Origin of the sequence: Halomonas saccharevitans (assembly GCF_900116405.1) — a bacterium.
Lineage (GTDB): Bacteria > Pseudomonadota > Gammaproteobacteria > Pseudomonadales > Halomonadaceae > Halomonas > Halomonas saccharevitans.
The window spans coordinates 1-19,368 of record NZ_FPAQ01000020.1; the positions used below are offsets into that span (position 1 = coordinate 1).

23 protein-coding genes are annotated in these 19,368 nt (G+C 69.6%); 7 read left to right on the forward strand and 16 right to left on the reverse strand.

Features of this window, described 5'->3' with window-relative positions; all coding sequences use genetic code 11:
• Window positions 1–395 precede the first annotated feature (395 nt).
• The 7 genes from ald to radC form a co-directional block, all read right to left on the reverse strand.
• Window positions 396–1,511 carry an alanine dehydrogenase gene (ald, locus tag BM388_RS10350; protein WP_089849845.1) on the reverse strand — a complete coding sequence of 372 codons (1,116 nt, stop codon included), beginning with the start codon at window positions 1,509–1,511 and terminating at the stop codon, window positions 396–398.
• A 226-nt stretch (window positions 1,512–1,737) separates the two neighbouring features.
• Complete coding sequence (locus BM388_RS10355; RefSeq protein ID WP_089849848.1) at window positions 1,738–2,064, reverse strand: putative signal transducing protein; 327 nt, start codon at window positions 2,062–2,064, stop codon at window positions 1,738–1,740.
• A gap of 6 nt (window positions 2,065–2,070) precedes the next feature.
• Entirely contained in the window at window positions 2,071–3,264 is a 1,194-nt protein-coding gene (locus tag BM388_RS10360; protein ID WP_089849852.1) for a class I SAM-dependent rRNA methyltransferase, read from the reverse strand.
• A gap of 31 nt (window positions 3,265–3,295) precedes the next feature.
• Window positions 3,296–4,132 carry a bifunctional DNA-formamidopyrimidine glycosylase/DNA-(apurinic or apyrimidinic site) lyase gene (gene mutM, locus BM388_RS10365; RefSeq protein WP_089849854.1) on the reverse strand — a complete coding sequence of 279 codons (837 nt, stop codon included), beginning with the start codon at window positions 4,130–4,132 and terminating at the stop codon, window positions 3,296–3,298.
• A 94-nt stretch (window positions 4,133–4,226) separates the two neighbouring features.
• Window positions 4,227–4,382, reverse strand: a complete 156-nt coding sequence (gene rpmG / locus BM388_RS10370) for a 50S ribosomal protein L33 (RefSeq protein WP_071944136.1) — start codon at window positions 4,380–4,382, stop codon at window positions 4,227–4,229.
• 24 nt (window positions 4,383–4,406) lie between these two features.
• Window positions 4,407–4,643: a 50S ribosomal protein L28 gene (gene rpmB, locus BM388_RS10375; RefSeq protein ID WP_040184989.1), complete on the reverse strand. Its 237-nt coding sequence runs from the start codon at window positions 4,641–4,643 to the stop codon at window positions 4,407–4,409.
• 307 nt (window positions 4,644–4,950) lie between these two features.
• The gene (gene radC / locus BM388_RS10380) at window positions 4,951–5,625 is read right to left on the reverse strand and encodes a RadC family protein (protein WP_089849856.1); all 675 of its coding nucleotides are present in this window, start codon (window positions 5,623–5,625) and stop codon (window positions 4,951–4,953) included.
• A gap of 111 nt (window positions 5,626–5,736) precedes the next feature.
• Here radC and coaBC point away from each other — a divergent pair, with 111 nt between their 5' ends.
• The 5 genes from coaBC (at window position 5,737) to slmA (ending at window position 10,735) form a co-directional block, all read left to right on the forward strand.
• On the forward strand, window positions 5,737–7,101 hold the full coding sequence (gene coaBC, locus BM388_RS10385) for a bifunctional phosphopantothenoylcysteine decarboxylase/phosphopantothenate--cysteine ligase CoaBC (RefSeq protein ID WP_089849858.1): 1,365 nt from the start codon (window positions 5,737–5,739) through the stop codon (window positions 7,099–7,101).
• Between the two features lie 22 nt (window positions 7,102–7,123).
• Window positions 7,124–7,606 carry a dUTP diphosphatase gene (gene dut, locus BM388_RS10390; protein ID WP_089849860.1) on the forward strand — a complete coding sequence of 161 codons (483 nt, stop codon included), beginning with the start codon at window positions 7,124–7,126 and terminating at the stop codon, window positions 7,604–7,606.
• A 31-nt stretch (window positions 7,607–7,637) separates the two neighbouring features.
• On the forward strand, window positions 7,638–9,032 hold the full coding sequence (locus BM388_RS10395; protein ID WP_089849863.1) for a phosphomannomutase/phosphoglucomutase: 1,395 nt from the start codon (window positions 7,638–7,640) through the stop codon (window positions 9,030–9,032).
• Between the two features lie 68 nt (window positions 9,033–9,100).
• A complete protein-coding gene (gene argB, locus BM388_RS10400; RefSeq protein WP_089849864.1) occupies window positions 9,101–10,018 on the forward strand; it encodes an acetylglutamate kinase in 918 nt (305 codons plus the stop codon).
• Window positions 10,019–10,123: 105 nt separating this feature from the next.
• A complete protein-coding gene (slmA, locus tag BM388_RS10405; protein WP_089849866.1) occupies window positions 10,124–10,735 on the forward strand; it encodes a nucleoid occlusion factor SlmA in 612 nt (203 codons plus the stop codon).
• A gap of 93 nt (window positions 10,736–10,828) precedes the next feature.
• On the opposite strand, the gene rpoH is transcribed toward slmA, so the two are convergent.
• The 4 genes from rpoH to ftsY form a co-directional block, all read right to left on the reverse strand.
• Window positions 10,829–11,695 (reverse strand): RNA polymerase sigma factor RpoH, encoded by an 867-nt coding sequence (gene rpoH / locus BM388_RS10410; RefSeq protein WP_089849976.1) that lies wholly within the window; start codon window positions 11,693–11,695, stop codon window positions 10,829–10,831.
• A gap of 119 nt (window positions 11,696–11,814) precedes the next feature.
• On the reverse strand, window positions 11,815–12,786 hold the full coding sequence (ftsX, locus tag BM388_RS10415; protein WP_089849868.1) for a permease-like cell division protein FtsX: 972 nt from the start codon (window positions 12,784–12,786) through the stop codon (window positions 11,815–11,817).
• The gene (gene ftsE, locus BM388_RS10420) at window positions 12,783–13,451 is read right to left on the reverse strand and encodes a cell division ATP-binding protein FtsE (RefSeq protein WP_089849870.1); all 669 of its coding nucleotides are present in this window, start codon (window positions 13,449–13,451) and stop codon (window positions 12,783–12,785) included. The genes ftsX and ftsE overlap by 4 nt, the downstream gene beginning before the upstream one ends.
• Window positions 13,448–14,761 (reverse strand): signal recognition particle-docking protein FtsY, encoded by a 1,314-nt coding sequence (ftsY, locus tag BM388_RS10425; RefSeq protein ID WP_089849872.1) that lies wholly within the window; start codon window positions 14,759–14,761, stop codon window positions 13,448–13,450. The genes ftsE and ftsY overlap by 4 nt, the downstream gene beginning before the upstream one ends.
• 90 nt (window positions 14,762–14,851) lie before the next feature.
• On the opposite strand from ftsY, the gene rsmD reads away from it, so the two are divergent.
• Both rsmD and BM388_RS10435 read left to right on the forward strand, forming a co-directional pair.
• Window positions 14,852–15,499, forward strand: a complete 648-nt coding sequence (gene rsmD, locus BM388_RS10430; RefSeq protein ID WP_089849875.1) for a 16S rRNA (guanine(966)-N(2))-methyltransferase RsmD — start codon at window positions 14,852–14,854, stop codon at window positions 15,497–15,499.
• 83 nt (window positions 15,500–15,582) lie between these two features.
• Window positions 15,583–15,777, forward strand: a complete 195-nt coding sequence (locus BM388_RS10435; protein ID WP_089849877.1) for a cell division protein ZapB — start codon at window positions 15,583–15,585, stop codon at window positions 15,775–15,777.
• A 7-nt stretch (window positions 15,778–15,784) separates the two neighbouring features.
• On the opposite strand, the gene rimI is transcribed toward BM388_RS10435, so the two are convergent.
• From rimI to BM388_RS10460, 5 genes are all read right to left on the reverse strand, one after another.
• Complete coding sequence (rimI, locus tag BM388_RS10440; RefSeq protein ID WP_245781526.1) at window positions 15,785–16,249, reverse strand: ribosomal protein S18-alanine N-acetyltransferase; 465 nt, start codon at window positions 16,247–16,249, stop codon at window positions 15,785–15,787.
• Entirely contained in the window at window positions 16,236–17,054 is an 819-nt protein-coding gene (locus BM388_RS10445; RefSeq protein WP_089849879.1) for a hypothetical protein, read from the reverse strand. Before BM388_RS10445 ends, rimI begins: the two co-directional genes overlap by 14 nt.
• Window positions 17,051–17,362, reverse strand: coding sequence for a BolA family protein (locus tag BM388_RS10450; protein WP_089849881.1), 312 nt, complete (start codon window positions 17,360–17,362; stop codon window positions 17,051–17,053). Before BM388_RS10450 ends, BM388_RS10445 begins: the two co-directional genes overlap by 4 nt.
• A gap of 76 nt (window positions 17,363–17,438) precedes the next feature.
• Window positions 17,439–18,833 (reverse strand): MFS transporter, encoded by a 1,395-nt coding sequence (locus BM388_RS10455; protein ID WP_089849883.1) that lies wholly within the window; start codon window positions 18,831–18,833, stop codon window positions 17,439–17,441.
• A gap of 93 nt (window positions 18,834–18,926) precedes the next feature.
• Window positions 18,927–19,313: a hypothetical protein gene (locus tag BM388_RS10460; protein ID WP_089849980.1), complete on the reverse strand. Its 387-nt coding sequence runs from the start codon at window positions 19,311–19,313 to the stop codon at window positions 18,927–18,929.
• Between the last annotated feature and the right edge of the window lie 55 nt (window positions 19,314–19,368).

Consider the following 19,368-nt stretch of genomic DNA (forward strand, 5'->3'; position numbering starts at 1 on the left):
CTTCCTGTGGGCCCTCGCCTGCGAGGCAATGGGCAAGCCACACGGCAGCCGGGCCACGACATGACGGCAGTGTCCCAGTGCCTGCGGGTCAGGGAGCGTCGGGCCGGTAGGAGAACCCCTGGCGGTCCTATGAGGCTCCCGCCCTCCGGGGCAGGGTGACCCTCGAGCGTAGAGCAGGGTAGCTCCGCGACGAAGTGATGACAGGTCGGTACCCAACCCACGAATACCAGAGAGATCCACCGTCGCTGATAGCCCCTCGCTTCCTGACCCGTAGGCATTGAGGACAACCGCATGCACTGAAGAGACAACCGAGCCCTTGACAGGTCAATCCATACCAGGACCTCCTTTACGGCCTATCCCCGGCGCCGCTTGCCTCGGTGGTGCACGCAGAGGCATCAGCCCAACAGCTTATCTGGCGCGATGTACTCCAGTCCAAAAGCCTCGGCTACCGCCTGGTAGGTGACCTGGCCGTCATGGACGTTGAGGCCGGCGGTAAAGTGCGGGTCGTCGGCCAGGGCCTGCCGCCAGCCCTTGTCGGCCAGCGCCCGCACGAACGGCAGGGTGGCGTTGGTCAGCGCCTGGGTGGAGGTGCGCGCCACGGCGCCGGGCATGTTGGCCACGCAGTAGTGCACGACGCCATCGACGATATAGGTCGGCTCGGCGTGGGTGGTGGGCCGGCTGGTCTCGAAGCAGCCGCCCTGGTCGATGGCCACGTCCACCAGCACGCTGCCCGGCTTCATCTCGGCAAGCATCTCGCGGGTGATCAGCTTGGGCGCGGCGGCGCCGGGAATCAGCACGGCACCGACGATCAGGTCGCACTCGCGCACCGCCTCGTCGATGGCGTCGGCGGTGGAGAAGACGGTCTTCATGCGCCCCTGGTAGCGGTCGTCCAGGGTCTCGAGGCGCGGGATGGAGGTGTCGAGCACCGTGACCTCGGCGCCCAGGCCCAGCGCCATGCGGGCGGCGTTCTCGCCCACCACGCCGCCGCCGATCACGGCCACCTTGGCCGGGGCTACGCCGGGCACGCCGGGCAGCAGCACGCCGGCCCCGCCCTGAGCCTTCTCCAGGCTGTGGGCGCCCGCCTGCACGGCCATGCGGCCGGCTACGGTGCTCATCGGCGCCAGCAGCGGCAGCCCGCCCTGACGATCGGTGACGGTCTCGTAGGCGATACAGGTGGCGCCGCTCTCCATGAGGCCGCGGGTCAGCGTCTCCTCGGCGGCCAGATGCAGGTAGGTGAAGAGCGTCTGGCCCTTGGCGAGCCGGGCGACCTCCTCGGCCTGGGGCTCCTTGACCTTGAGGATCAGCTCGGCCTCGCCCCAAACCTTCGCCACATCGGCCTCGAGGCGAGCCCCGGCGGCCTCATAGGCGGCGTCATGGAAGCCGGCGCCCTCGCCGGCCCCGGCCTGCACGGTGACCGCATGGCCACGGCCGACAAGCTCCCGGGCCCCCGAGGGGGTGAGGGCGACGCGGTACTCGTGGTTCTTGATTTCCTTGGGCACGGCGATCTGCATGGCACGCTCCTGCGTTGGGTGACGGAATCGGTGTTCCCCCATTACAGCACAGGCAGTCGATACACGAAGAGTCCACGCAAAAGAACAAAAAGGATGAGTAGACACCGGCTTTTTCACCGGAAAATCTTCTAGGAGAGAAGGCGTCTACAGAAAACCCTGTGGCCAGGGCCGAGCGGCAGTGACGATCACGCGGAGAGACGGGCATCTTCCCTGCCCGCGTGACGCGCTAGTCCCATCCCTCCCGGGTGGCACCGCAGTGCCAGCAGGTATCGAAGGCGCCCTCGAGGCGCTCGCCGCAACCGGTACAGGTCCAGGCCGGGCGCTCGCTTCCCCCATGGAGGGTCTGGCGGATCAACGCCTCGGCCCGCTCGCGGTTGTGGGCCGCCACCCAGACCTCCGGCTCGCACTCGCCCAGCGGCAATTCGCCGGCGCCGCCGCCCAGGGTCAGGTTGCGCAGCGCCACCGGGATGCCGGCCGCGGTCAGCACGTTATGCACGTGACTGACCAGCAGCGCATTGGAATGGGCGAAGGCGCGAACGTAGCCGGGCACCATCGCGAGCTAGTCCCGGAAGACGCGCACGCCCAGGGCCTTCAGGTAGGCGGTCTCGGGGATCGCCGGATGCACCGGATGATCCGGCCCCTGATGGCCCTGGAAGAGAATCTGGCCCTGGCGGTCCTGATGGCGCACCGCGCCGCGCACCACGTCCACCAGGCGCTCCGGCGCCAGGTGCATGGAGCACGAGGCCGAGAGCAGCAGGCCGTCGCGGCCGAGCAGGCGCATCGCCTCGCGGTTGAGCTTGCCGTAGGCACGCTCGCCGTTGGGGATGTCCTTGCGCTTGCGGATGAAGGCCGGCGGGTCGAGGATCACCACGTCGAACTCCTCTCCCTCGGCCTTGAGGGCGGCGAGCACCTCGAAGGCATCGCCTTCGCCCACCGACACCTGCTCATGCAGGCCGTTGAGGGTGGCGTTCTCGGCGACCCGCTCGAGGGCCGCGCCGGAGGCATCCACGCAGAGCACTTCGCTGGCACCGCTGGCCGCGGCCTGCACGCCCCAGCCGCCGATGTAGCTGAACAGGTCGAGCACTCGCTTGCCGCCGACCAGGCCATTGAGCCAGGTGCGGTTGACCCGGTGATCATAGAACCAGCCGGTCTTCTGGCCATCGAGCACCGGCACGACGAAGCGCACGCCGTTCTCCTCCAGCAGCACCTGGTCGGGCAGCTCGCCCTTCACCACCTCAATGTTCGCCCCGAGGCCCTCCTGGCGACGCCCGCTGGTGTCGTTACGGAACACCACGGCCGCCGGCGAGAGCACCTTGTCCAGGGCATCCAGCAGCTCGTCGGCTACGGCCTGCATGCCGGCGGTGTTGAGCTGGACCACGACGACGTCGCCGAAGCGGTCGATGATCAGTCCCGGCAACAGGTCCCCCTCGCCGTGCACCAGGCGGTAGAAAGGCTTGTCGAAGAGCCGCTGGCGCAGGGCCAGCGCCTGGTTCAGGCGGTGCACCAGCAGCGAGCGGTCGAGCTCCTGCTTGGGATCGCGGGAGACCATCCGCGCGCAAATCAGCGAGTGCGGATTGACGTAGGCCACGCCCATGCCCTTGCCGTTGGCCGCCTCGACCACCACCTGCGTGCCGGGAACGATGTCCTTGAGTGGCGTGGCCTGGATGTCGATCTCGTTGGAGTAGAGCCACAGGTGGCCGGCCTTGAGGCGACGGTCGGCATTCTTCTTCAGGCGCAGGGTGTGCTGGGTCATGAGGGGTCTCGCAAGGGAAAGAGGGGATCGATCAGGTCTGGCACTGGCCGCAGAACACGCTGGCACGCTGCCCCAGGGTCACCAGGCGCAGCTCGGCGCCGCAGCGTCGGCAGGGCTCGCCGTCGCGACCGTAGACGTTGAGGCGCTGCTTGAAGTAGCCGGGCTCGCCGGTGCCGCCGACGAAGTCGCGCAGGGTGGTACCGCCCTGGGTGATGGCGGCCGCCAGCACCTCGCGAACTGCCGCGGCGAGGCGGTCGAAGCGCTTCCGGGAGATACGCCCGGCGGCCCGGCGCGGGTCGATGCCGGCCAGGAACAGCGCCTCGGCGGCGTAGATGTTGCCCACCCCCACCACCACGGCGTTGTCCATCAGGAAGGGCTTCACCGCGAGGCGCCGACGGCGGGACAGGTCGAAGAGCCGGCCACCGTCGAAGGCGTCGGAGAGCGGCTCCGGCCCCAGCCGGGCGAGCCGCGGGTCCGCTGTCGAGTCCTCGGCGAGCCAGTCGACGAAGCCGAAGCGGCGCGGATCGTGATAGCGCAGGATGCCGCCATCGTCGAGCACCAGATCGATGTGGTCATGCTTCTTCGGCAGCTCGCCGAGGCGGGCGAGCCGCAGGCTGCCGGACATGCCCAGGTGCCAGAGCAGGGTGCCCACCGAGTCGCCAGACTCCGAATCCACCAGCGGCACCAGCAGGTACTTGGCGCGGCGCGAGAGAGCGCCGATCCGCGCCCCGACCAGGCGCTCGACCATATCCACCGGCACCGGTACGCGCAGGCGGGCCTGGCGGACGATCACCTCGGTGATCTGCCGGCCCTCCACGTGGGGCGCGATGCCGCGGCGGGTGGTCTCGACTTCGGGCAGCTCAGGCATGGTCTCGTCCGGAGAAGCGAGGATACGCAAGAACCCGACCATCGGGCCGGGTTCAGGCTGACAGGCTCGTACCTGCGGCGGAAGCGACCAAGTCTTACTTGATCTTGCCTTCCTTGTACATCACGTGCTTGCGGATCGTCGGATCAAACATCTTCTTCTCGAGTTTGTCCGGAGTGTTCCGCTTGTTCTTGTCGGTGGTGTAGAAGTGGCCGGTACCGGCACTGGAAATCATTCTGATCTTGTCACGCATGACGTGTCTCCCCTGGTGGAACGCTTAGACGGCTTCGCCGCGCTTGCGAATGTCGCCGAGCACCGCCTCGATGCCCTTCTTGTCGATGATGCGCATGCCCTTGGAGGAGACGCGCAGCTTGACGAAGCGCTTCTCGGACTCCACCCAGAAACGGTGGGAATGCAGATTCGGCACGAAACGACGGCGAGTCTTGCGCTGGGAGTGTGAAACGTTGTTACCAGTCACCGGGCGCTTGCCGGTAACCTGACATACTTTGGACATGAGAGCCTCCAACCGCTTGGCCAGGTGTATAGACCTGAGTGTTCAAAACCTGTCGGGCAAACCGGGACGACCCCGTTGTCATTTGACCCAAGGGAATTCAAAGGCTGCACTTTATACCAGAGACCGCCACAGTCGGCAAGCGACGCGGCGATGATCCGATGAGGGCGTGGCATGGCCTCGCGACACCCAGGGTGGCGCGGCATACGGCGATGACAGGCGGGACCCGTACCAAAGGGCCCAGCGCAACCGGTGCGGCATTATAGCGGCCCGCGCGCATTTTTCCTATCACGATCCTGGCTTATCCCCATCACAGCCAGCCTCGCTCGGCGAAGGAGACCACCTCCCCATCCCCGACCACGAAATGGTCCAGCACGCGAATCTCGAACAGCGAGAGCGCCTCGCGCAGCCGCTCGGTGATGCGCCGGTCGGCATCGGAAGGCTCGGCCACACCGGAGGGATGGTTGTGCGCGAAGATCACCGCCCCGGCGCCCAGCGCCAGGGCACGACGAGCCACCTCGCGGGGATAGACCGAGGCGCTGTCCAGGGTGCCGCGAAACAGCGACTCGTAGCGGATCACCCGATGCTGGCTGTCGAGGAAGAGCGCGGCGAACTCCTCATGGCCGAGATGGCGAAGCTTCGCGGCGAGGTAGGCGCGCACCAGCGTGGGCGACGTCAGGGCGTGCCCGCGCTCGAGCTGGCTCGCGAGGTGGCGCCGCGACAGCTCCAGGGTGGCCTGGAGCTGCACGAAGGTGGCCGTGCCGATGCCGCGCTCTGCGCAGAAGCGCGCCTGGTCGGCCTCGAGCAGCGGCCGCAGGCCGCCGAAGGACGTCAGCAGGTCGCGCGCCAGATCCACCGCCGAGCGTCCCGCCACCCCCACACGCAAAAATATTGCCAGAAGCTCAGCATCGGAGAGCGCCTCCACGCCGAGTGCCAGCAGCTTCTCTCTAGGACGCTCCCCTTCCGGCCAGTCGCGAATCGACATCTCGGCCTCCCTGCCCGACGTTCGTGTGTATCAGTGTAGTCGGGCCAGCGGCTACGCAAGGTCGGGCGCCGATGGTAAGGTATGAGGCCCGATTCCCGCTCGGATATCACCATGTCTACACTGCCCGGTCCACGGCGCAGCGGCCGCCCGAATGCGGGCCGCCCAAATGCGGGCCACCGCACACTGCTCGGCATCAGTGCCGGCATCGCCGCCTACAAGAGCGCCCAGCTCGCCCGCCTGCTCAAGCAGGCGGGCTGCGAGGTACGCGTGGTCATGACCGAGGGCGCCCAGGCCTTCATCACGCCGCTGACGCTGCAGGCACTGACCGGCGAGCCGGTGCGCACCTCGCTGCTCGACCCTGAGGCCGAGGCCGGCATGGGCCACATCGAGCTGGCTCGCTGGGCCGACACCATCCTGATCGCCCCAGCGACCGCCGACCTGATGGCGCGCCTCGCCCAGGGCCTCGCGAACGACCTGCTGACCACGCTGTGCCTGGCGAGCGACGCCGAGATGGTGATGGCCCCGGCGATGAACCAGGCCATGTGGCGCCATCCCGCCACCCTGCGCAACGCCGACCGGCTCGCCCAGGACGGCTGGCGCCTGCTGGGGCCGGACAGCGGCGACCAAGCCTGCGGCGACGTGGGGCCGGGGCGCATGTGGGAGCCCGAAGCGATCGTCGAGGCGCTGCTGTCTATGGCGCCCAAAGCCGCGCCAGCTAAGGCGCCCGACGCCGCGACAGCCATGGCGCCCGAGGCCTTGCCCTTCTCCGTGACGCCCAACGCCGCGCCCGCCGAGGCGCGCGAGGCCGACGGCCTGACCGTGACCATCACCGCCGGCCCCACCCGGGAGGCGCTGGACCCGGTGCGCTACCTCTCCAACCACAGCTCCGGCAAGATGGGCTTCGCCCTGGCCGCCGCCGCGGCTTCGCTCGGCGCCCGGGTGCGGCTGATCAGCGGCCCGGTGACCCTGCCCACCCCCGAGGGCGTGGAGCGCATCGATGTGGAGAGCGCCCGGGAAATGCATGAGGCCGCCCAGCGGCTGGCGCCCGACAGCGATCTCTTCATCGGCTGCGCCGCCGTGGCCGACTACCGCGCCGCGACGGCCGCCGAGCACAAGATCAAGAAGGTCGACGGCGAGGACGGCCTCACCCTGCGCCTGGTCAAGAACCCGGATATCATCGCCGCGGTGGCAGCCCTGGCGGATCGCCCCTTCGTGGTGGGTTTCGCCGCCGAGACCCGCGACCTCGAGGCCTATGCCCGGGACAAGCTGACCCGCAAGGGGCTGGACATGATCGTCGCCAACGACGTTTCCGACCCCGAGATCGGCTTCGGCACCGATCACAACGCCGCCCTGCTGCTGTGGCGCGACGGCCAGGCCGAGGGCCGCGAGGCGCTCTCGCCCCAACCCAAGGCCCGCCTCGCCCTGGCGGTGATGCGCCGCGCCCTGGCCTGCCTGACGGCCCGACATACCCCCTGACACCGCATCCCGAGGAGCCCCGATGTCTCTCGCCCCAGAACGCCCGCGTCTCGCCGTCAAGCTACTCGACGAGCGCCTGCGCGACGTGATGCCCCGCTATGCCACCGACGGCTCCGCCGGCATGGACCTGCACGCCCTGCTCGACGCCCCGCTGACCCTGGCGCCCGGCCAGTGCGAGCTGATTCGCACCGGGCTCGCCATCCACATCGCCGATCCGGGCCTCGCCGGGATGATCCTGCCCCGCTCGGGCCTGGGCCATAAGCACGGCATAGTGCTGGGCAACCTGGTCGGCCTGATCGATTCCGACTACCAGGGCGAGCTGATGATCTCCACCTGGAACCGTGGCGACGCGCCCTTCATCATCGAGCCCTTCGAGCGGCTGGCCCAGTACGTGCTCGTGCCCGTGGTGCAGGCCGAACTCGAGATCGTCGACGACTTCGACGGAAGCCTTCGCGGCGACGGCCAACGTGGCACCGGCGGCTTCGGCAGCTCGGGCCGGCACTGAGCCCCTCGCACCCCCACAACGGATGGACCCCATGACCCCAGAGACCGTACCCGCCTCGATCTTCCGCGCCTACGACATCCGCGGCATCGTCGACGACACCCTGACCGAGACCGGAGTCGAGCAGATCGGCCGCGCCATCGGCAGCGAGGCCATCGCCCGCGGCGATTCCACCGTGGTCGTCGCCCGCGACGGGCGCCTCTCGGGGCCGCGGCTGCTCGAGGCCCTGACCCGCGGCCTGACGTCGACCGGGTGCGACGTCGTCGACGTCGGCATGGTCCCCACCCCGGTGCTCTACTTCGCCACCCACGTGCTCGAGGGCACCGCCTCCGGCGTGATGGTCACCGGCAGCCACAACCCGCCGGACTACAACGGCTTCAAGATCGTGCTGGGCGGCGAGACGCTCTCCGGCGAGGCGATCACCGCGCTGCACACCCGCATCGCGACCCATGATCTCGCCGAGGGCCAGGGCCAGACGCGCCAGGAAGACGTGCGCGACGCCTACCTCGAGCGCATCCTCGGCGACGTCACGCTTTCCCGCCCACTCAAGGCCGTGGTCGACTGCGGCAACGGCGTGGCCGGCGAGCTCGGCCCGGCGCTGGTCGAGCGCCTGGGCGCCGAGACGATCCCGCTGTTCGCCGAGATCGACGGCACCTTCCCCAACCACCATCCGGACCCGGGCAAACCCGAGAACCTGACGGATCTGATCCGCACCGTGCAGGAGACCGGCGCCGATATCGGCCTGGCTTTCGACGGCGACGGTGACCGCTTGGGCGTGATCACGCCGAGCGGAGCGCTGATCTACCCCGACCACCTGCTGATGGCCTTCGCCGAGGACATGCTGTCGCGCAACCCGGGCGCCCGCGTGATCTTCGACGTCAAGTGCACCGGCAACCTGACCCGGGTGATCGAGGAAGCGGGCGGCACCCCCGAGATGTGGCGCACCGGTCACTCGCTGATCAAGGCGCGCATGAAGGAGACCGGCGCGGCGCTTGCCGGCGAGATGAGCGGTCACATCTTCTTCCAGGAGCGCTGGTACGGCTTCGACGACGGCCTCTACGCCGCGGCACGACTGCTCGAGATCCTCGCGAAGCAGCCCGAGACCCAGGACGCCGACGCCTTCTTCGCCCGCTACCCCCAGGACCTGGGCACCCCAGAGATCAACATCGCCGTGACCGACGAGACCAAGTTCGCCCTGGTGGACCGGCTGGCGCGGGAGGGCGACTTCGGCGACGACGGCATCAAGACCACCCTGGACGGCATCCGCGTCGACTACCCCGACGGCTGGGGCCTGTGTCGCGCCTCCAACACCACGCCGGTGCTGGTGCTGCGCTTCGAGGGCAAGGACGAGGCGGCGCTCACGCGCATTCGCACCCGCTTCGCCGAGGCGCTGGCCCAGGTATCGCCCGAGCTCGAGCTGCCCTGCTGAGGGGCTCTCAAAATGAACGCTCGCCACACGAATTCTCGTCACACGAAACAGGACAGGGAAACCGACCGATGACCGAACAGACCCGCGACCCGCGCCAGGTGGTGGAGGTGCTCTCCGAGGCGCTGCCCTACATCCAGCGTTTCTCCGGCAAGACCGTAGTGGTGAAGTACGGCGGCAACGCCATGACCGAAGACACCCTGATCGACTCCTTCGCCCGCGACATGGTGCTGATGAAGGAGGTCGGCATCAATCCGGTGGTGGTGCATGGCGGCGGCCCGCAGATCGGCGACCTGCTGGCCAAGCTCAACATCGAGTCGCGCTTCGTCAACGGTATGCGGGTCACCGACGCCGAGACCATGGACGTGGTGGAGATGGTGCTGGGCGGGCTGGTCAACAAGGGCATCGTCAACCTGATCAACCAGTGCGGCGGCAAGGCGATCGGCCTGACCGGCAAGGACGGCGCCCAGATCCGCGCCCGCCAGCTCCAGGTCGAGCACCAGAGCCCGGAGATGACCGCGCCGGAGATCATCGACATCGGCCACGTCGGCGAGGTGGAGCACATCTCCACCGACCTGATCGAGATGCTCGCCGCCCGTGACTTCATCCCGGTGATAGCGCCTATCGGGGTGGATGAGAAAGGCAAGAGCTACAACATCAACGCCGACCTCGTCGCCGGCAAGGTGGCCGAGGCCCTGGACGCCGAGAAGCTGATGCTGCTGACCAACGTGGCCGGCTTGATGAACGCCGAGGGCGAGGTGCTCACCGGCCTGACCACCGGCCAGGTCGATGAGCTGATCGCCGACGGCACCATCCACGGCGGCATGCTGCCGAAGATCCGCTGCGCGCTGGAGGCGGTGAAGGGCGGCGCCAAGAGTGCCCACATCATCGACGGCCGAGTGCCTCACGCCACCCTGCTGGAGATCTTCACCAACGCAGGTGTCGGCACCCTGATCACCGACGAACCACAGGAACCGAGCGACAGCTGAACGCCGGCGACCCGATCCCTGTGAGCCGGCCCCAGAAGCCGGCCCTACGAGCTGAGCCACGCAGAGGGCCAGCCCGATCCACCCGACCGATAAGAATATAACGACATGACGCAGGCAACCTACACCCCCAGCCGCCGCGAGCAGATCCTGCAGGGCCTGGCGCTGATGCTGGAGGAAGACAGCGGCAAGCGCATCACCGTGGCCGCGCTGGCCCGCCAGGTCGGCGTCTCGGAGGCGGCGCTCTATCGCCACTTCCCGAGCAAGGCGCGGATGTTCGAGGGCCTGATCGAGTTCATCGAAGAGAGCCTCTTCGAGCGCATCGGCCGAATCCTCGACGAGGTACCCGAGGCGGTGCCACGCTGCGGCCAGATCCTCACCCTGGTGCTGGCCTTCGCCGAGAAGAACCCCGGCCTCTCGCGCCTGCTCGGCGGCGACGCCCTGACCGGCGAGACGGCCCGGCTGCGCCTTCGCATCCATCAGCTCTTCGAGCGCCTGGAGACCCAGCTCAAGCAGGTGCTGCGCGAGGCCGAACTGCGCGAGGGGCGCCGCCCCGCCCTGCCGGTCTCCGCCGCCGCCAACCTGATGCTGGCCCAGCTCGAGGGGCAGATCTCGCGCTACGTGCGCAGCGACTTCCGTCACCGCCCCACCGAACACTGGGACGACCAGTGGCCGCTGCTCTCGGCACAGCTGCTGCACCCCGCGACCCAGACGGCCTGACCCACCACCGGAAACCCTCGCGGTAAACGCACGAAGCCCCGGCCAATGGCCGGGGCTTCGTCGCTGGGCTCGAAGGCGAGAGCCGGGCGGGAATCAGGCCGCCAGGGCGTCGCCGATCTGCAGGCGGATCTTCTTCATGGCGTTCTTCTCGAGCTGGCGGATGCGCTCGGCGGAGACGCCGTAGACGTCGGCCAGCTCGTGCAGGGTGGCCTTGCCATCGCCGAGCCAGCGCTGCTGCAGGATGTCCCGCGAGCGCTCATCGAGGGCCGCGAGGGCCGTCTGCAGGCGCTGGGTGGCGTCCTGCTCCCAGTCGCTGTCCTCGAGCTGGGTAGCCGGATCGGCACTGGCGTCGTCGAGAAAGTGCACCGGCGCCTGGTAGGCGGACTCGTCGTCCTCGCCGGGCGAGGCGTCGAAGCCGGCGTCGTGGGCCGACAGGCGCCCTTCCATCTCGCGCACCACCTCCGGCTTGACGTCGAGGTCCTTGGCGATCGCCTCGACCTCGTCGGTGTTCAGCCAGGCCAGGCGCTTCTTGGCGCCGCGCAGGTTGAAGAACAGCTTGCGCTGGGCCTTGGTGGTGGCGATCTTGACGATCCGCCAGTTGCGCAGCACGAACTCGTGAATCTCGGCCTTGATCCAGTGCACGGCGAAGGAGACCAGCCGCACGCCCTGGTGGGGGTCGAAGCGCTTGACGGCCTTCATCAGGCCGACGTTGCCCTCCTGGATCAGGTCCGCCTGAGGCAGGCCATAGCCGGAGTAACTGCGGGCGATATAGACGACGAAGCGCAGATGCGACAGCACCAGACGGCGAGCCGCCTCCAGATCACCCTCGTCGTGAAGCCGGAAGGCGAGGTCGCGCTCCTCTTCGACGGTCAGCATGGGGATGCCGTTGACCGCCTGGATGTAGCCGTTCAGGTCGTGACCCGGTGAGAGCTGCCCCACCGGCAGAAGACTGGTGCTCATGTGCAGGTTGTCTCCTTCGAAGCCCATAATGCTGTTCGTGATCGCTGACTAAGACGATAAAGGCCGTTGAAAGTTCCGGATGTGCTCGCATATAGCGAGATATCATCCGACTGCTTGCCTTAACGAGGCCGAATCTCCGCCAGGTGCCGATTCACGGCCAACCAGGCGCCCAGCCAGCCAAGCAGTGTACTACAGCCCAACAGTATTGTAGACCCTTCGCCCCCCAGCCGCGGCAGGGCGAAACTGGCGCCGTAGCTGGCCGCCAGCGCGGAAACCGGGGCCGCGAGCCAGTCGCTGCCGAGGCTCAACAGCCCCCAGGCCAACAGGCCACCGCCGAAGCCGAACCAGGCGCCGCTGTAGAGGAAGGGGCGTCGCACGAAGGCGTGGGTGGCGCCGATCAGGGTGACCACCTCGATCTCCTGGCGGCGGCTCTCCACGGCCAGCCGAATGGTGTTGCCCACCACCAGCAGTACGCCGAGCGCGAACAGCACGCCCAGCGCCAGGGTGACGCGCTGGCCCAGCGCGGCGAGGTGGCGCAGGCGCTCCAGCCAGGCGAGGTCCAGGCGCACCTCATCGACGCCGGGCACGGCCGCCAGGCCATCGGCGAGCCGACGCACGGCCGCGGGGGAGGCATCGGCGGGGCGCACCACGACGCTTGCCGGCAGCGGATTCGTCTCGAGCCGCGCCAGGGCGTCCTCGAGCCCCAGCGCCTGCTGGAACTCGGCCATGCCTTCGGCGGCGGTGATCAGCCGGGTGGCCGCCACGCCCTCCTGGGCGGCCAGGGCCTGCTCAATGCGCCCGGCCTCGGCCTCGCCGACCTCCTCGTCCAGGTAGGTGGTGAGGGTGGCGCTCTGCTCCAGCTGAGCATCGAGCAGGCGGGCGCTGTCCAGGGTCAGCCACAGGCCGGCCGGCAGCACCAGGGCGATGGCGATGGCCAGCATGGTCAGCAGGCTGCCCAAGGGGCGGCGCAGCAGCCGGCGCGCGCTGTCGGCGGCCATGGAGCGGTGGTGGCGTGCCCAGGCACGCCAGCGCAGGGCGCTTCCCGGCCGCTGCGTGCGGGCCCCGCGGGGCGAGGGCGCGGGTCGACTCATGCGATCTCCTCGTCGGCCACCAGGCGGCCCCCGCTCAGCCGCAGGGTGCGGTGGCGCAGCCGGGCGATCAGCGCCAGGTCGTGGCTGGCGACCATCACCGTGGTGCCGATGCGGTTGAAGTCCTCGAACAGCCCCATGATGTCGGCGGAGAGCTGCGGGTCGAGGTTGCCGGTGGGCTCGTCGGCCAGCAGCAGCGCCGGCTTGTTGACCACCGCCCGGGCGATGCCCACCCGCTGCTGCTCGCCGCCGGAGAGTTCGATGGGCAGGGCCGCCTCGCGGTGCAGCAGCCCCACCTTGTCGAGCGCCGCCCGCACTCGGCGCGCGGCCTCGCGGCGCTCGATGCCCTGGATCTCCAGGGGCAGCGCCACGTTGTGGTAGATCGAGCGGTCGAAGAGCAGCTGGTGGTCCTGGAAGACCACGCCGATCTGGCGGCGATAGAAGGGAATCTGGCTATGGTGCAGGCGATCGATGTCGTGGCCCGCCACCCGCACCCGGCCGCGGCTGGGCCGCTCCAGGCGCATGATCAGCCGCAGCAGCGAGCTCTTGCCCGCCCCGGAGTGGCCGGTCAAGAAGACCATCTCGCCGCGGCGCACGCGGAAGTCGATATTGGCGAGCGCATCATAGCGCCCTCCGTAGCGCTTGCCGACGTGCTCGAAGGCGATCATGACGCGGGCGTGTCCTGGTCTCGGTCGAACAGGGCATCGACGAACTCGCGCGCCACGAAGGGCCGCAGGTCATCCAGTCCCTCGCCGACGCCGATGAAGCGGATCGGGGTACCGAGCTGTCGCGCCAGGGCGAAGATGATGCCGCCCTTGGCCGTGCCGTCGAGCTTGGTCAGGGTCACGCCGGTGATCGGCACCGCCTCGTGGAAGGTCGAGGCCTGAGCCAGGGCGTTCTGTCCGGTGCCGGCGTCGAGCACCAGCATCACTTCGTGGGGCGCGCCGCCGTCGATCTTGCCCATCACGCGATGGACCTTCTTGAGCTCCTCCATCAGGTGTGCCTTGTTGTGCAGGCGTCCGGCGGTGTCGGCGATCAGCACGTCGACCCCCCGCGCCTTGGCCGCCGAGAGCGCATCGAAGATCACCGAGGCGCTGTCGGCGCCGGTGTGCTGGGCGATCACCGGCACGTCGTTGCGCTCGCCCCATACCTTGAGCTGCTCCACGGCGGCGGCGCGGAAGGTATCGCCGGCGGCCAGCATCACGCTGCGCCCCTCGCGCTGGAAGCGCTGGGTCAGCTTGCCGATGGTGGTGGTCTTGCCCACGCCGTTAACGCCGATCACCAGGATGACGAAGGGCCCCTCACCCTTGGGTGGCAGAGCCAGAGGCTCGGTGACCGGCTCGAGGCTCGCCGCCAGCTCCTCCTGCAGGGCCCGGTAGAGCGCCTGGGGGTCCTTGAGCTCCTTGCGCGAGACCCGGTCGGCGAGCCGGTCGATGATCTCGGTGGTGGCCTCGATGCCCACGTCCGCCATCAGCAGCTGGGTCTCGAGCTCCTCCATCAGATCGTCATCGATCTGCTTGCGCCCCATGAAGAGGTCGGCCAGGCCATCGGTGAGGTTGGCGCGGGTCTTGCCGAGGCCGGCGCGGATGCGGGAAAACCAGCCCTTCTTCTCGCTGACCGGCTTCTCCTGCAGGGCGGCAGGCGCCGGCTCGGGCTCGGGCTCGGGCTCGGGCTCGGCAACAGGCTCGGGGGTGGCCTGCTGTGTCGCCTCTTCGGCGGGCTCCTCAGACGCGGGCCCGGCCGCCACCGCCTCATCGACCACGACCTCCTCCTCGGCGGCGGGAACGGTCTCGGCGGTCCGCGCCTCGTCGGACTCCGCAGCCACGGGCGCGCCCGTGGCTGCGGAGGACTCGTCCTGCTCGGGCAGCGACCCGTCCGCTATCGCGTCCTGCTCCTCTTCCGACCGGCGTTCGGCCTCCTGTTCCGGTGTCGTCTGCTGCTGTTCCTGCTTCTTCTTGCGCTTGAGAAAACCGAACATGGGGGGATCACGCCTCACGGATGAACGAATCGCCTCATCCTACCATTGCGCACCATGACTGTGGACAAGCCGGCGGTTACAATCCGCCCCATGACACGTCGCCTCTCCTCTTCCCGCAAGTCCCGCCGCCCGGGCCCGGGCGCCCCAGCCAAGGCCGGACGGCTGCGCCTGATCGGCGGCGACTACCGCCGCCGCCAGCTCCCGGTGCTCGACCACCCCGGGCTGCGCCCGACCCCCGACCGGGTGCGCGAGACGCTCTTCAACTGGCTGACCGCCGCCGTTCCCGGAGCCCGGGTGCTCGACCTCTTCGCCGGCACCGGGGCGCTCGGCCTCGAGGCCCTGTCGCGAGGCGCCCGGGAGGCGACGTTCGTCGAGGCCGACGCCAGGGTGGCGCGCCAGCTGGCCGACAACCTCGCCACCTTGGGGGCCAGCGAGCGCGCCACCCTGCTGACCACCCAGGCCCAGGCCTTCCTGGCCGACACCGCCGCCCCCTTCTCGCTGGTTTTCCTCGACCCGCCCTTCCATCAAGACCTCGCCGCCGGCTGCTGCGCGGCCCTGGAGGCCGACGGCTGGCTCGCCGAGGAGGCCTGGATCTACCTCGAGACCGAGTCCTCGCTGGCGCCGGCCGTGCCAACCAGCTGGCAGCTGCATCGCGAGGTGCGGGCCGGTGACAGCACCGGGCGGCTCTTCCGGCGCCGTCAGGCCGATGATCAGTCGCCCGACGGCGACGGTTGCTGAGCCCCGGCCGCGGCGTTACGCTGCCATCAGAAGAATCCCCACCGGGCGCGGCCCGATCAGCAGGATGTTGCCAGGAGAACAGGATGAGCATCGAACTCTTCAACCAGCTCGAACAGAAGGTCACCAGCGCCGTCGAGGCCCTGGAGTTGATGAGGATGGAAGCCGAGGAGCTGCGCGAGGAAAACGCTCGCCTGAAGCAGGAGCGTGAGGAGTGGGAGCGTCGCCTCTCCAGCCTGCTGGGCAAGTTCGACGAGGTCGAGACCACCGCGACCAGCTGAGACGGGATCAGGCCAGCGGGCGCGACATCAGCAGCGCGTCTTCCCGGTCACGGCCGGCGAGCGGCGGATAGTAGCCGCGGCGCCGGCCGTCCTCGTTAAAGCCGGCGCGTCGGTAGAGCCCGATAGCCGCGTCATTGCTGGCCCGCACTTCCAGCAGCAGGCGCTCCGCGTCCCAGCCCTTCGCCGCCTCGATCACCGCCTCGAGCAGCCGGCCCGCCAGCCCCTGGCGGCGCCGATCGCCGGCCACCATGATGGCCTGCAGCTCCGCATCGAAGGGCAGGCGCACCACCACCGCATGCCCCACCAGCCGTTCGTCCTGCTCGACGCCGACGACCCGTGCCTCGGGATCGGCCAGCGCGGCCTCGAGCTGAGCCGGCGTCCATGAATCGTGCTGACCGGCCTGTTCCAGGGTGGTCAACGCCGCCAGATCCTCCATCCCCAGCGGACGCAGCATCGCCTCAGTCGGGCGCATGCCCCGCCTCCCAGGCCTGCCGCCAGCCGGCCATCCGCGGCCAGAGCGCGCGCTTGGCCTCGGCGCTGCCGGCAAGCGACTCCAGGGCAGGCCCCTGCCAGGCCGGCAGCGCCAGCAGCGGGCAGTGTGCCTCCACCAGGGCGAGCAGCTCATCGAGGACGGCGTCGTTGCCGAACACCAGCAGCCGTTCCGGCACCCAGCCGCGCCGCCGGCGGCCGGCCAGGAAGGCCTGGAGCCCTTCCCGAGCCTCCTCGACCGGCGCCTCCACCGGCAGCCCTTCCACCTGCGGCCAGCGGAAGACCTCGAAGGCCGGCATCTGCTCGGGCACCACCCCGGCGGCCTGCAGCACATGGCGCAGCAGGCGCACCTCGATGGCGCCCGGCGCCGCTTCCTGGGGCAGCAGGATCAACCAGCGGCCATCCAGGCAGGCCACCTGCAGGGTGAAGCGCAGCGCCTCGCCGGCGCGCTGCACGGGACGCGCCGCCACCGCTTCGGGAGCGGGTTCCGCCTCCGTGGTGGGCACCATGTCACCGAGCAGGGCGCGCGCCTTACCGGGGCCGGCCGGCGGGCGCTGGGACGGCTCCGGCTCGGCGGGCGCCTCCCGGGGCGTGGCGACCTGGGCCTGGGCGGCCTCGTCGAGCAGGGCATGCAGGCGCTCGCCCGGCGGCGGCGCCGCGGCCTCGGGCGCGGGCGGCGCCCACTCGCACTCCGGCGTGGGCAGGGCATTGGGCAGGCGGTAGCGAGAGACCCAGGCCGTCAGGCCCATGGCCTCCAGGTACTGCAGGCGCTGCGGTTCCGGGGTCACGAGGTGCTGCCGCCCCGGCAGTCGGGAGAGTCGGGGCGCGACCGGCCACTGGCCTCCCACTCCTCGGGGGTGAAGAGGTGCAGGGCCAGGGCGTGCACCGGGCCTGCCAGCTCATCGGCGAGCAGCGCGTAGAGCTGCTGGTGGCGCTTGACCGGCATCAGCCCCTCGAAGCGGCGAGCGACCAGGGTGACCTTGAAGTGCGTCTCCGAATTCGCCGGCACGTTGTGCCGGTGGCTCTCGTTCTCCACCGCCAGGAAGTCGGGCTCGAGGGCCTTGAGCTTGGCTTCGATGGTGTCCTGGATGCTCATTGTCGACGTCTCGATACTGGGTGAGTGAGGATGCCATTGTACGCCTTCCGTGCGGGTCCGACGACGCCCGCCGCGATCAGGCTCGGCGCGCCGCGCGCTGCGCCCGGCCGGCCAGGCCGACCCGCGAGAGGCTCGCCAGAAGCGACAGTATGCAGGCTCCCGCGCCGGCCCAGAGCGTCGCCTGCACCGGGGCGCCAGCGGCCAGGAAGGCGCCGACCAGGGCGACGCCGAGGGACTGCCCCACCGTGCGGGTGGTGCTCATCACCCCGGAGGCCCGGGCGCTGCGCTCGCGGGGGACGCTCGCCATCATCTCGCGGTTGTTGGGGGGCTGGAAGAGGCCGAAGCCGGCGCCGCAGAGCGCCGTGCGCCACAGGCTGTCAGCGAGGCCCGCCTCGGCGTCCAGCCCGGCCAGCGCCGCCAGGCCCAGCAGCAGCAGCACGAGACCGGCACTGGAGAGCAGGCTGGGATTGACCCGGTCCGCCAGCCGGCCGGCCAGCGGCCCCACCACCATGATCGCCAGCGGCCAGGGGGTGAACATCCAGGCGGTCTGCAGCGGCGTGAAGCCCATCTCCTGCTGATAGAGGAAGGAAAGTGCCACGAAGGCCAGCCCCTGCCCCACGAAGGCCAGCCCCGAGGCGCAGACCGCCAGCGAGAAGCGCCGCTCGGCGAACAGCGACAGCGGCAGCAGCGGATGGCGCGCGCGCCGCTGGCGACGCAGGAAGAGCCCGGCACTCAGCGCACTGCCGCCCAGCCAGGCGAGCACCTGCCAGCCGGGCACCCCGTGACCGGCGCCGTCGAGGCCCACGAAGAGCCCGGCCATCATGGCCACCGCGAAGAGGGCCCCGCGCCAGTCGAAGTCCTCCCGACGCCCCGGCTCGCGCGGTAGCGCCCGCCAGGCCAGGCTGGCGGCGCAGAGCCCCAGCGGCACGTGCAGCGCGAAGAGCCACGGCCAGTGGGCCACCGAGAGCACCAGCCCGCCGATCGTCGGCCCCGCCGCATAGCCGCCGGCCACCACCAGGGCGGAGAGCCCCAGCGCGCTGCCGAGCAGCCGCGAGGGGAAGATCGAGCGGTAGAGCGACGGCCCGATGGAGAGCGTTGCCGCCGCACCGAGCCCCTGCAGGGCACGAAACAGCAGCAGGGTCGTGAGGTCACGGGACAGGGCGCTGCCCAGCGCGGCCAGGGTGAAGAGCCCCACCCCGGCAGTATAGAGACGATAGCGCCCGACCCGCTCGCTGAGCGCGGCGAAGACCAGCAGGAAGGCGGCGCAGACCACCTGGAAGAGGTTGGTGACCCACACCACCCGAGAGGGCGAGGCATCGAGGTCGGCGGCGATGGTGGGCAGGGCGATGTTGACCATGGTGGTGTCTACCACCGCCATCAGGGTCCCGAGGATCAGTGCCAGCACCGCCAGGCGCCGTTCCGGGCCCGGCAGGCCATCGTCGCCGGGACGGGTCGCAAAGAGTCGACTCATCCTGTTTCCGTTGCTAGGAGATTAAAAGACAGAAACCGGCCGAAGCCGGTTTCTCGCGGTCGCCGTCGTCGAGATGACGGCCAAGCAGACGCCTCAGTCCTGGTCGGTCTCCAGCAGCAGGGCGTCGTCCACCTCGGAGATCTCCAGCGCCGCCTCGTTCTCCAGATCGATGGCCAGGTAGCTGTGCTCGACCTGCAGGAAGCGTTGGAAGAGCGCCCAGTCCAGGGCCTCGGGCCACTGTCGCTCGTCCTCTTCCCAGGCGCGCAGCTCGGTCTCGAGGATCTCGAGATAGCGCTCGCGCACGAAGCCCTCCAGGGCCTCCGGGGTGTCCATCTCCGGGATCAGATAGACGGTGCTTTCGCGTTCGACGTCGGCCAGGGTCAGGTCGTCCCCGTCCATGGTGGGTTCGAGCGCATTGATCCAGTCCACGAAGTGCCGGGTCGGCCTGACGCTCAGGGCGGAGCGGTTGAGCAGTTTCATCACGGTCTCCTCGACGTCGAAACGACGGTCATTATGGGCGCTGCCCACGGCGTTT